The sequence below is a fragment of the Mesorhizobium sp. BHbdii genome (genome assembly GCF_053848045.1).
In genome coordinates this window covers 2,081,719-2,094,599 of sequence record NZ_JBSPKX010000001.1, presented here as the reverse complement: position 1 = coordinate 2,094,599, position 12,881 = coordinate 2,081,719, and the positions used below count along the sequence as shown (strand labels likewise).

At 62.3% G+C, this 12,881-nt stretch carries 8 protein-coding genes; 6 read left to right on the top strand and 2 right to left on the bottom strand.

The features are described from left to right. The first annotated feature begins 69 nt into the window (after positions 1-69). The 4 genes from rplJ (at position 70) to rpoC (ending at position 9,739) form a co-directional block, all read left to right on the top strand. Positions 70-588: a 50S ribosomal protein L10 gene (gene rplJ, locus ACWTU8_RS10175; protein ID WP_065011395.1), complete on the top strand. Its 519-nt coding sequence runs from the start codon at positions 70-72 to the stop codon at positions 586-588. A gap of 54 nt (positions 589-642) precedes the next feature. Continuing rightward, positions 643-1,020 carry a 50S ribosomal protein L7/L12 gene (gene rplL, locus ACWTU8_RS10170; protein ID WP_023680442.1) on the top strand — a complete coding sequence of 126 codons (378 nt, stop codon included), beginning with the start codon at positions 643-645 and terminating at the stop codon, positions 1,018-1,020. Positions 1,021-1,274: 254 nt separating this feature from the next. After that, the gene (gene rpoB / locus ACWTU8_RS10165; RefSeq protein WP_455847983.1) at positions 1,275-5,411 is read left to right on the top strand and encodes a DNA-directed RNA polymerase subunit beta; all 4,137 of its coding nucleotides are present in this window, start codon (positions 1,275-1,277) and stop codon (positions 5,409-5,411) included. 131 nt (positions 5,412-5,542) lie between these two features. After that, entirely contained in the window at positions 5,543-9,739 is a 4,197-nt protein-coding gene (rpoC, locus tag ACWTU8_RS10160) for a DNA-directed RNA polymerase subunit beta' (protein WP_127315885.1), read from the top strand. Positions 9,740-10,107: 368 nt separating this feature from the next. Here the strand turns inward: rpoC and ACWTU8_RS10155 are convergent, their stop codons facing one another. Together ACWTU8_RS10155 and ACWTU8_RS10150 are read right to left on the bottom strand one after the other, a co-directional pair. Beyond that, positions 10,108-11,043, bottom strand: a complete 936-nt coding sequence (locus tag ACWTU8_RS10155; protein ID WP_455847982.1) for a Gfo/Idh/MocA family protein — start codon at positions 11,041-11,043, stop codon at positions 10,108-10,110. Between the two features lie 146 nt (positions 11,044-11,189). Then, entirely contained in the window at positions 11,190-11,471 is a 282-nt protein-coding gene (locus ACWTU8_RS10150; RefSeq protein ID WP_029352173.1) for a hypothetical protein, read from the bottom strand. 462 nt (positions 11,472-11,933) lie between these two features. Between ACWTU8_RS10150 and rpsL the strand changes: the two genes are divergently transcribed. Both rpsL and rpsG read left to right on the top strand, forming a co-directional pair. Continuing rightward, a complete protein-coding gene (gene rpsL / locus ACWTU8_RS10145; protein ID WP_006333356.1) occupies positions 11,934-12,305 on the top strand; it encodes a 30S ribosomal protein S12 in 372 nt (123 codons plus the stop codon). Between the two features lie 85 nt (positions 12,306-12,390). Next, on the top strand, positions 12,391-12,861 hold the full coding sequence (gene rpsG / locus ACWTU8_RS10140) for a 30S ribosomal protein S7 (protein ID WP_008875664.1): 471 nt from the start codon (positions 12,391-12,393) through the stop codon (positions 12,859-12,861). The last annotated feature ends 20 nt before the right edge of the window (positions 12,862-12,881 follow it).

The following is a 12,881-nucleotide window of genomic DNA, read 5'->3' as shown; positions in this document are numbered from 1 at the left end:
GCCCGACCGGCAAAAGGCAACCCGACGCCTGTCCTCGTAATGGGGCAGGGGTCAAACTGGAGATAGGCAGTGGACAGAGCGGAAAAACGCGAACTCGTCACGGGCCTGAATGAAGCGTTTTCGGGCGCTGGTTCAGTCGTCGTGGCCCACTACGCCGGTATCACCGTCGCGCAAATGAACGACCTTCGGTCGAAAATGCGTGTCGCCGGTGGCACCGTCAAAGTCGCGAAGAACCGTCTCGCCAAAATCGCTCTTCAGGGCACGGACTCCGCATCGATCATCGACCTGTTCAAGGGACAGACGCTGATCGCCTATTCGGAGGATCCGATTGCGGCGCCGAAGGTCGCGTCCGATTTCGCCAAGGGAAATGACAAGCTCGTCATTCTCGGCGGCGCAATGGGCACCACCTCGCTCAACGCCGACGGTGTGAAGGCACTCGCCACACTTCCGTCGCTCGATGAGCTGCGCGGCAGGCTGGTTGGCATGATCGCCACGCCGGCAACCCGGATCGCCCAGATCGTCAATGCGCCTGCGGCTTCGGTCGCGCGTGTCATCGGCGCTTACGCCCGGAAGGACGAGGCGGCATGAGGCCGTTCCTCGCTATCACAAACACACGTTCGAACCTTATGAAGGAATATAGCAATGGCTGATCTGGCAAAGATCGTAGACGACCTTTCGAAGCTGACCGTCCTCGAGGCGGCCGAGCTGTCGAAGCTTCTGGAAGAAAAGTGGGGCGTTTCCGCTGCTGCTCCGGTGGCGGTTGCCGCCGCTGGCGGTGCGGCGGCTGCTGCTGCTCCGGTCGAGGAAAAGACGGAATTCGACGTCGTCCTCACCGAGGCGGGCGCTCAGAAGATCAACGTCATCAAGGAAGTTCGCGCCATCACCGGTCTTGGTCTCAAGGAAGCCAAGGACCTGGTCGAGGCGGCTCCGAAGCCGGTCAAGGAAGCCGTTTCCAAGGCCGACGCGGACAAGTTCAAGGCCCAGCTGGAAGCAGCCGGCGCCAAGGTCGAACTGAAGTAAGCGTTTGATATCGGCGGGCGGCTTCGCGCCGTCCGCCACTCCCTTGGCGCGAAGGGAGGCTGCGTAACGCGAAGAGTACGAAAACCTCTTTCCTGAGGGCCGTAAACCGGCCTTCAGGAAACGGGTTTTCTCCCGTTTTGGCCGGCCACCGACAGGGTGGCGGGTGAACAAATAAAAGGCCGCCGCCGAGGTGGCCGAGAATGCAAGGCGAGCCGCGGCGAGGCTCGTCCCGAGAATCGAGCTAAGGAGCGACGATGGCCCAGACACAAACTTTCAATGGCCGCAGACGCGTACGCAAATTCTTCGGAAAGATTCCGGAAGTTGCGGAGATGCCGAACCTGATCGAGGTTCAGAAGGCATCCTATGATCAATTCCTGATGGTAGAGGAGCCCAAGGGCGGGCGTCCTGACGAGGGACTGCAGGCGGTTTTCAAATCGGTCTTCCCGATCTCCGACTTTTCTGGCTCCTCGATGCTGGAATTCGTGAAGTACGAGTTCGAAGCGCCGAAATTCGACGTTGACGAATGCCGTCAGCGCGACCTGACCTATGCCGCGCCGCTCAAGGTGACGCTGCGCCTCATCGTGTTCGATATCGACGAGGATACCGGCGCCAAGTCGATCAAGGACATCAAGGAGCAGGACGTCTACATGGGCGACATGCCGCTCATGACCTTGAACGGCACCTTCATCGTCAATGGCACCGAGCGTGTCATCGTCTCGCAGATGCACCGTTCGCCGGGCGTCTTCTTCGACCATGACAAGGGCAAGTCGCATTCGTCGGGCAAGCTGCTGTTTGCCGCGCGCGTCATCCCTTATCGAGGCTCGTGGCTCGACATCGAGTTCGACTCGAAGGACGTCGTGCACGCCCGCATCGACCGTCGCCGCAAGATTCCGGTGTCGTCGCTGTTGATGGCGCTCGGCATGGACGGCGAGGAGATCCTGTCGACCTTCTACAACAAGATCACCTACAAGCGCGCCGGCGACCATTGGCGCATCCCGTTCAACGTCGAGCGTTTCCGCGGCCTCAAGGCCGTTGGCGACCTGGTCGATGCAGACACCAACGAGGTCGTCGTCGAGGCCGGCAAGAAGATCACTGCCCGCCAGGCCCGCCAGCTCGGCGAAAAGGGTCTCAAGGCGATCAAGGCGACGGACGAGGACCTGCTCGGCAACTACCTTGCCGAGGACATCGTCAACTACGCGACCGGCGAGATTTTCCTCGAAGCCGGCGACGAGATCGACGAAAAGACGCTGAAGGTGCTTCTCAGCGCCGGCGACGACGAGATCAAGGTTCTCGACATCGACCACGTCAATGTCGGCGCCTATATCCGCAACACGCTCAACGTCGACAAGAACGAGAGCCGCCAGGACGCGCTGTTCGACATCTACCGCGTCATGCGCCCCGGCGAGCCGCCGACGCTCGAAACCGCCGAAGCCATGTTCAACTCGCTGTTCTTCGACAGCGAGCGCTACGATCTGTCGGCCGTTGGCCGCGTCAAGATGAACATGCGCCTCGAACTCAAGGCCGAGGACACCGTCCGCGTGCTGCGTAAGGACGACATCCTGGCCGTGGTCAAGACACTGGTCGAACTGCGCGACGGCAAGGGCGAGATCGACGACATCGACAATCTCGGCAATCGCCGCGTGCGCTCGGTCGGCGAGCTGATGGAGAACCAGTACCGCGTCGGCCTGCTGCGCATGGAGCGCGCGATCAAGGAGCGCATGTCCTCGATCGAGATCGACACGGTGATGCCGCAGGACCTGATCAACGCCAAGCCGGCGGCTGCCGCCGTGCGCGAGTTCTTCGGTTCCTCGCAGCTGTCGCAGTTCATGGACCAGACCAACCCGCTGTCGGAGATCACCCACAAGCGCCGTCTCTCGGCGCTTGGACCCGGTGGTCTGACCCGCGAGCGCGCCGGTTTCGAGGTGCGCGACGTGCACCCGACGCATTACGGCCGCATCTGCCCGATCGAGACGCCGGAAGGCCCGAATATCGGTCTGATCAACTCGCTGGCCACCTTCGCGCGCGTCAACAAGTACGGCTTCATCGAGAGCCCGTACCGCAAGATCGTCAACGGCAAGCTGACCAATGAGGTCGTCTATCTGTCGGCGATGGAAGAGGCCAAGCACCACGTCGCGCAGGCCAATGCCGAGCTCGACAAGAATGGTGCTTTCGTCGACGAATTCGTCATTTGCCGCAACGCCGGCGAAGTGATGATGGCGCCGCGCGAAAACGTCGATCTGATGGACGTGTCGCCGAAGCAGATGGTGTCGGTGGCAGCGGCCCTGATCCCGTTCCTCGAGAATGACGACGCCAACCGCGCTCTGATGGGCTCGAACATGCAGCGGCAGGCCGTGCCGCTGGTGCGCGCCGAAGCGCCGTTTGTCGGCACCGGCATGGAGCCGATCGTCGCCCGTGACTCGGGCGCCGCCATTGGCGCCCGTCGCGGCGGTATCGTCGACCAGGTGGACGCGACGCGTATCGTTATCCGCGCCACGGAAGATCTCGATCCCGGCAAGTCGGGCGTCGACATCTACCGGCTGATGAAGTTCCAGCGTTCGAACCAGAACACCTGCATCAACCAGCGTCCGCTGGTGCGCATGGGTGACCGGGTCAACAAGGGCGACATCATCGCCGACGGTCCCTCGACCGAACTCGGCGATCTGGCGCTCGGCCGCAACGTGCTGGTCGCGTTCATGCCGTGGAACGGCTACAACTACGAGGACTCGATCCTCTTGTCCGAGCGCATCGTCGCCGACGACGTCTTCACCTCGATCCATATCGAGGAGTTCGAGGTCATGGCGCGCGATACCAAGCTCGGGCCGGAGGAGATCACGCGCGACATTCCCAACGTCTCGGAAGAAGCGCTGAAGAACCTCGACGAGGCCGGCATCGTCTATATCGGTGCGGAAGTGCAGCCGGGCGACATCCTGGTCGGCAAGATCACACCGAAGGGCGAAAGCCCGATGACGCCGGAAGAAAAGCTTCTGCGCGCCATCTTTGGCGAAAAGGCATCGGACGTGCGCGACACCTCGATGCGCATGCCGCCCGGAACCTTCGGCACCGTCGTCGAAGTGCGCGTCTTCAATCGCCACGGTGTGGAGAAGGACGAGCGCGCCATGGCGATCGAACGCGAGGAGATCGAACGCCTCGCCAAGGACCGCGACGACGAGCAGGCGATCCTCGACCGCAACGTCTATTCGCGCCTGTCCGACGTTCTCGTCGGCAAGGACGCGATTGCCGGGCCGAAGGGCTTCAAGAAGGGCTCGAAGCTGTCGAAGGACACGCTCGACGAGTATCCGCGTTCGCAGTGGTGGCAGTTTGCGGTGGAGAACGAAAAGCTCCAGAGCGAACTGGAAGCCCTGCGTGGCCAGTACGACGATTCCAAGAAGGCGCTCGAACAGCGCTTCATGGACAAGGTCGAGAAGGTCCAGCGCGGCGACGAGATGCCTCCCGGCGTCATGAAGATGGTCAAGGTCTTCGTGGCCGTGAAGCGCAAGATGCAGCCCGGCGACAAGATGGCCGGCCGGCACGGCAACAAGGGTGTCGTCTCGCGGATCGTTCCGGTCGAGGACATGCCGTTCCTCGAGGACGGCACGCATGCCGATATCGTGCTCAACCCGCTGGGTGTGCCGAGCCGCATGAATGTTGGCCAGATCCTGGAGACGCATTTGGGCTGGGCTTGCGCCGGAATGGGCAGGAAGATCGGCGAGCTGATCGACGCGTACAAGACAGGCGGCGACATCAAGCCGCTGCGCAAGACACTCGAGAGCTTCATGCCGGCGAACGACCGCAACGAGCCGATCCGCGACTATGACGACGAGAGCGTCGTTCGCCTCAGCGAGCAGATGCGCCGCGGCGTCTCCATCGCGACACCGGTGTTCGACGGCGCGCACGAGGCCGACATCAACATCATGCTGGAGCAGGCGGGCCTGCACACCAGCGGTCAGTCGCAGCTATATGACGGACGCACCGGCGAGCCGTTCGATCGCAAGGTGACGATGGGCTACATATATATGCTCAAGCTTCACCACCTTGTGGACGACAAGATCCACGCGCGTTCGATCGGGCCGTACTCGCTCGTTACCCAGCAGCCGCTGGGCGGCAAGGCGCAGTTCGGTGGCCAGCGCTTCGGCGAGATGGAGGTCTGGGCGCTCGAAGCGTACGGCGCCGCCTACACGCTGCAGGAGATGCTGACGGTGAAGTCGGATGACGTTGCCGGCCGCACCAAGGTCTACGAGGCGATCGTCAGAGGCGACGACACGTTCGAGGCCGGCATCCCCGAGAGCTTCAACGTTCTCGTCAAGGAAATGCGTTCTCTGGGCCTCAATGTCGAGCTGGAGAACACCAAGCTGGACGACAGCCCGGTTCGGCTGCCCGACGCGGCCGAGTGAGCAAGACGTCCGGTCGCGGCTTCCGCGACCGGACACACCAAATTCTTCGGCCGATGGCCGATCAAGTCGGCGGGCGGTTTGGCCCGCGCTAGATGCAAGGGGTTTTCGAGGACCCCGAAAAGGAGAACGGCATGAACCAAGAGGTCATGAATCTCTTCAATCCCCAGGCGCCTGCGCAGGTGTTCGATTCCATCCGGATCTCGCTCGCCAGCCCTGAGAAGATTCTGTCCTGGTCGTTCGGCGAGATCAAGAAGCCGGAGACCATCAACTACCGCACCTTCAAGCCGGAGCGTGACGGCCTGTTCTGCGCGCGCATTTTCGGTCCGATCAAGGACTACGAGTGTCTGTGCGGCAAGTACAAGCGCATGAAGTACAAGGGCGTCATCTGCGAGAAGTGCGGCGTCGAAGTCACGCTGTCGCGCGTCCGCCGCGAGCGCATGGGCCATATCGAACTGGCCGCGCCCGTCGCCCATATCTGGTTCCTGAAGTCGCTGCCGTCGCGTATCGGCACGCTGCTCGACATGACGCTGAAGGACATCGAGCGCGTTCTCTACTTCGAGAACTACATCGTCACCGAGCCCGGCCTCACCGCGCTGAAGGAGCACCAGCTCCTCAGCGAGGAAGAGTACATGATGGCCGTCGACGAATATGGCGAAGATAGCTTCACCGCCATGATCGGCGCCGAGGCCATCCACGACCTTCTGGCCGGCATGGACTTGGAAAAGATCGCCGGCGACCTGCGTTCGGAGCTGGCTTCGACCACGTCCGAGCTCAAGCAGAAGAAGTATCTGAAGCGGCTCAAAGTGGTCGAGAACTTCATGGAGTCCGGCAACCGTCCGGAATGGATGATCATGAAGGTGGTACCGGTGATCCCGCCGGACCTGCGCCCGCTGGTTCCGCTGGACGGCGGCCGCTTCGCCACGTCCGATCTCAACGATCTCTATCGCCGCGTCATCAACCGCAACAACCGCCTGAAGCGGCTGATCGAGCTGCGTGCGCCCGGCATCATCGTGCGCAATGAAAAGCGCATGCTGCAGGAAGCCGTTGACGCGCTGTTCGACAACGGCCGTCGCGGCCGTGTCATCACCGGCGCCAACAAGCGTCCGCTGAAGTCGCTGTCGGACATGCTCAAGGGCAAGCAAGGCCGGTTCCGCCAGAACCTGCTCGGCAAGCGCGTCGATTATTCCGGCCGCTCGGTCATCGTCACCGGTCCGGAGCTCAAGCTACACCAGTGCGGCCTGCCGAAGAAGATGGCGCTCGAACTGTTCAAGCCCTTCATCTATGCCCGTCTCGACGCCAAGGGTTATTCCTCGACCGTCAAGCAGGCGAAGAAGCTGGTCGAGAAGGAGCGTCCGGAGGTCTGGGATATCCTCGACGAGGTCATTCGCGAGCATCCGGTGCTCTTGAACCGTGCGCCGACTCTGCACCGCCTCGGCATCCAGGCGTTCGAGCCGATCCTGATCGAAGGCAAGGCTATCCAGCTTCACCCGCTGGTCTGCACGGCTTTCAACGCCGACTTCGACGGCGACCAGATGGCGGTTCACGTGCCGCTGTCGCTGGAAGCGCAGCTCGAAGCCCGCGTGCTGATGATGTCGACCAACAACATCCTGCACCCGGCTTCGGGCGCGCCGATCATCGTGCCGTCGCAGGACATGGTTCTGGGTCTCTACTATCTCTCGATCGTCAACCAGAACGAGCCGGGCGAGGGCATGGTGTTTGCCGATATGGGCGAACTCCAGCACGCGCTCGAGACCAAGGCGGTGACGTTGCATTCTAAGATCAAGGGCCGCTTCCGCACGGTCGATGCGGACGGCAAGGTAGTGTCGAAGATTTACGACACCACGCCCGGCCGGATGATCATCGGCGAGCTTCTGCCGAAGAACGTCAACGTGCCGTACGAGACCGCCAACCAGGAGATGACCAAGAAGAACATCTCCAAGATGATCGACACCGTCTACCGCCATTGCGGTCAGAAGGAGACGGTCATTTTCTGCGACCGCATCATGGCCCTCGGCTTCAGCCACGCCTGCCGCGCCGGCATTTCGTTCGGCAAGGACGACATGCTGATCCCGGATGCCAAGATCAAGCTGGTCTCCGACACCGAGGCTTTGGCCAAGGAATACGAGCAGCAGTACAATGACGGGCTGATCACGCAGGGCGAGAAGTACAACAAGGTCGTCGACGCCTGGGCCAAGTGCTCGGAAAAGGTCGCCGACGAGATGATGGCCCGCATCAAGGCGGTCGAGTTCGAGGATAATGGCCGTCAAAAGCCGATGAACTCGATTTACATGATGTCGCACTCCGGTGCGCGCGGCTCGCCCACCCAGATGCGCCAGCTTGCCGGTATGCGCGGCCTGATGGCCAAGCCTAGCGGTGAAATCATCGAGACGCCGATCATCTCGAACTTCAAGGAAGGCCTGACCGTGCTCGAGTACTTCAACTCGACCCACGGCGCCCGTAAGGGTCTGGCCGACACCGCCTTGAAGACGGCGAACTCGGGTTACCTCACCCGTCGTCTGGTCGACGTGGCGCAGGACTGCATCGTCAACTCCGTCGACTGCGGCACCGATAAAGGCCTCACCATGCAGCCGATCGTCGATGCCGGCCAGGTCGTCGCTTCCGTCGGCCAGCGCGTTCTCGGCCGCACGGCGCTCGACGACATCACTCATCCGGTCACGGGTGAGGTTTTGGTCAAGGCCGGAACGCTGATGGACGAACGCGACGTCGAGCAGATCGAACAGGCCGGCGTCCAGTCGGTCCGCATCCGCTCGGCGCTGACCTGCGACGTCAGGGTCGGTGTATGCGCGGTCTGCTACGGACGCGATCTGGCCCGCGGCACCCCGGTCAACCAGGGCGAGGCTGTCGGCGTCATCGCGGCGCAGTCGATCGGCGAGCCGGGCACCCAGCTCACCATGCGTACCTTCCACATGGGCGGTACGGCGCAGGTGGTGGACTCGTCGTTCCTTGAAGCCTCTTATGAGGGCAAGGTCGAGATCCGCAACCGCAACGTGGTGCGCAACTCCGACGGCCAGCAGATGGTCATGGGCCGCAACATGGCGGTGCTGATCCTCGACGAGGCCGGCAAGGAGCGCGCCACGCACCGTGTCACCTATGGTTCGCGCATCTTCGTGGACGATGGCGACAAGGTGAAGCGCGGCCAGCGCATCGCCGAGTGGGATCCCTATACCCGCCCGGTCCTCACCGAAATCGAGGGCAAGGTGGCGTTCGAGGATCTGGTCGATGGCATTTCCGTCCAGGAAACGGCCGACGAATCGACCGGCATCACCAAGCGCGAGGTCATCGACTGGCGTTCGACGCCACGCGGCAACGATCTCAAGCCGGCGATCGTCGTCCAGGACACCAAGGGCAAGGTCGGCAAACTGTCGAAGGGCGGCGACGCTCGCTTCCTGCTCTCGGTCGAGGCCATTCTTTCGGTCGAGCCGGGTGCACAGGTTCGCCCCGGCGACGTGCTGGCGCGTATCCCGATGGAAAGCGCCAAGACCAAGGACATCACCGGCGGTCTGCCGCGTGTTGCCGAACTGTTCGAGGCACGTCGTCCGAAGGATCACGCCATCATCGCCGAGATCGACGGCACGATCCGCTTCGGCCGCGACTACAAGAACAAGCGCCGCATTATCATTGAGCCGCATGACTCGACGCTTGAGCCGGTCGAGTACCTGATCCCGAAGGGCAAGCCGTTCCATCTCCAGGACGGCGACGTCATCGAGAAGGGCGACTACATCCTCGACGGCAATCCGGCGCCGCACGACATCCTGGCGATCAAGGGCGTGGAGGCGCTTGCGTCCTACCTCGTCAACGAGATCCAGGAGGTCTACCGTCTGCAGGGCGTGTCGATCAATGACAAGCACATCGAGGTGATCGTTCGCCAGATGCTGCAGAAGGTCGAGATCACGGCGCAGGGCGACTCGACCTACATTCCGGGCGACCACGTCGACGTGATCGAGCTGGAAGAGGTCAACGAGCGCCTGGTCGAGGACGGCAAGAAGCCGGCCGAAGGCCAGCCGGTGCTCTTGGGCATCACCAAGGCCTCGCTGCAGACGCCGTCCTTCATCTCGGCCGCCTCCTTCCAGGAGACGACCCGCGTGCTGACCGAAGCGGCGGTTGCCGGCAAGACCGACATGCTGCAAGGCTTGAAGGAAAACGTCATCGTCGGCCGGCTGATCCCGGCCGGCACCGGCGGCACGATGAGCCAGATCCGGCGCATCGCCACCTCGCGCGACGAGCTGATCATCGACGAGCGCCGCAAGGCGTCGGGCGTCGAGGTCGCCGATCCGATGCTGACCGACATGGCTTCCGCCGCGCAGTAAGTGCGGCGGTACAGATATCAGGCAACAAAGCCGTCGGGGCAACCCGGCGGCTTTTTTGTGTGTTGAAGCTGGGAACTAATGCCGCTGGCGACGGACTGGAGAAGGCGTCGTCGACTGTTGTGACTTATTTTCGATCGTCCAGCGCCGCCCTTCATTGCCCTGGCCGGGCATTTCTCCCCGTGAACGGGGAGAAAGAACCTGGCCGCAGTCTTGGCGCTCTTTCTGCGACGCCGGAGATTGACGAAATCTTTGATGCCGGCATCTTCTCCGTTCACGGGAAAAGATGCCGGCAGGCAGATGAGGGGCGGCGCGACGCTTGCAAGATGGTCAGGACCGGAAGCGACGGCCACTCTTTACAGCGTCGCGGCTTAATCGAAAAACGCTTCCACCACATTGCGTTTGCCGAGCATGAAGGCGTCTGCGACATGCTGCAGCGGGGCGAGGTCGACGTCGGACACGCCGGCGCGCACGATCTCGGCGAAGCGCTTGTAGAGCATCGGATACTCCGCTTCCGGCTCGTCGTAAACGACACGACCGTCGACCGCTAGTTTTGAACCGCCGCCCGAAAGCACCATCGCGCCCTTGTCCGTCTCGGCCAGGATGTCCCAGCTTTGCGGGCCGGTCTGGCGCCAGTCGAGTTCCATCGTCACCGGCAATCCATCAGAGGTGCGGAAGGCGATATGTGCAGCGATCGGGGCCGCGCGGTTTTCGGGAAAATCGAGAATTGCCGAGGTGATGAACATCGCCGGCAATATGTGGGTCGCAATCGACAGCGCGTTGATGCCGGGATCGAACACGCCGAAGCCGCCTGGCGCCCAGATCCAGTCCTGGTTCGGGTGCCAGCGGCGCACGTCCTCCTTCCAGTTGATGGCTGCTGAGCTGATCTGGGTCGAGCCGAGAAATGCACGCGCGGCTTCCACCGCCGGCGCATAGCGCGAATGCCAGCTGGCGAACAGCGAGACGCCGTTTGCCGCGGCCAGTGCTTTCAGGTCTTCGACCTCGCTGACCGTGGCTCCGGGCGGCTTTTCCAGGAAGACATGTTTTTTCGCTTCCAGCGCTGTCCGCGCGGCGTCATAGCGGAACTGCGGCGGCATGCAGAGCGATACGGCCTCGAGCTCCGGCACGGCGTCGAGCATCGCCTCGATGGTTGGGAAATTCGGGATGTCTTCCACCTTGCCGTGCCGGCTGGCGGCGGCGACGAGGCGGTAGGCCTGGTCCTTCGCCAAGGCCGGCAGATGCTGGTCGCGGACGATCTTTCCTACCCCGACGATGCCGAGCTTGATGGGGTCGTTGTTCCTGGACATGGGAGACTCCGCAGATTGGAAATGAATTGCTCTTGGCAGCGATGGTTCTTAGCAGAGAACCGATGTCGGGCAAGCGGCAGGAGCTTGCCCGCAGGCTGCCGAGATCGGCTTCGTTTCAGACAGACCCCGAACAGATCGGCCCTGCTTCAGACTGGCACGTCGAAGGTGACGATCGAGACTTCGCCTTCGAGCGCGCCCTGATAGGCGGACAGGTGTGGCTCTTCGTCGGGCACGCCGTCCAGGTCGCCGATCTGGTCGAGCTCCGCCTCGGCATAGCCTTCGGCCGCGAGCGATTCGAGCGCCCGGCGCACCGCCGAATCGTCGTCGGGCGCGACCAGCATGAGGTGGACGCCTTCCGGCCTGCCGCCCTTCTTTTTCCATGCCCGGCCGGTGATGATGGTGACCGGGCGCTCATCATTGTCGTTCACGGGCCGATTCCTCCGGGCGGGGGGATTTGCGCTGTTCATGCCGCCTTTTTCGCATGAAGCATGGCTGCGCAACAGCCGAAAGCCGGTCACTTTCTTCCTTCCCCTTGCAAAATGACGAAAGAAAATTACATGCGCTTTTCGCATGGCTGCCAAGCCTCGGTTTCAACGTAATATTTGGCGGCCGGGGTTGACGGGCAACAGGCTTGCGAGTAGAAGCCGCCCAGTCAGAACCGATGTGAGGCTCTCACTTCCGAAGCGACACGCTTTGGAGTTTGCCTCAAACAGGGTTCGTTTTACGAGCGAAAAGACATTTCCGGCGTGCATGAAGCGGCTTCCGCTTCCTCTGCCATTTGTTCGGGCAAGACCGCGAGGCGCGGTTTGTGGCCCGAATTTGCGTATGGAAATGACGCTTTGAGCGGCCCTGACCGGGCGAGACACGGAATTGAGAGACAAGAGGGTTTAATGCCTACCGTCAACCAGCTGATCCGCAAGCCGCGCATTGCGCCGGTGAAGCGCAACAAGGTCCCGGCCATGCAGCAGAACCCGCAGAAGCGGGGCGTCTGCACGCGCGTCTACACCACGACGCCGAAGAAGCCGAACTCGGCGCTGCGCAAGGTGGCCAAGATCCGCCTGACCAATGGTTTTGAAGTGATCGGTTATATCCCCGGCGAAGGTCACAACCTTCAGGAGCACTCCGTGGTCATGATCCGCGGCGGCCGCGTCAAGGATCTTCCGGGCGTTCGCTACCATATCATCCGCGGCGTGCTCGACACGCAGGGTGTGAAGAACCGCAAGCAGCGCCGTTCGAAATACGGCGCCAAGCGTCCGAAGTGACCGAAGCGTAGCCAAGGTCATCCCGGACGGCGCCAGGCGACGATCCGGGGTCCAGGCCACCACGCAGAATTGAGGCAGAGAAAAAATGTCCCGTCGTCACAGTGCAGAAAAGCGTGAGATCAATCCGGATCCGAAGTTCGGCGATCTGATCGTCACCAAGTTCATGAACGCCGTCATGTATGACGGCAAGAAGTCGGTTGCCGAGACCATCGTCTACGGCGCGCTCGACCAGGTCCAGTCCAAGACCAAGCAGGAGCCGGTCACCGTCTTCCATCAAGCGCTCGACAATGTCGCGCCGCATGTGGAAGTGCGTTCGCGCCGCGTCGGTGGCGCCACCTACCAGGTTCCGGTCGATGTGCGCCCCGAGCGCCGTCAGGCGCTGGCTATCCGCTGGCTGATCGCTGCCGCCCGCAACCGCAACGAGACCACGATGGTCGACCGCCTCTCCGGCGAGCTGATGGACGCGGCCAACAACCGCGGCACCGCCGTCAAGAAGCGTGAAGACACCCACAAGATGGCAGAAGCCAACCGCGCCTTCGCGCACTACCGCTGGTAAAGCGCGAACGAGACTGAAGA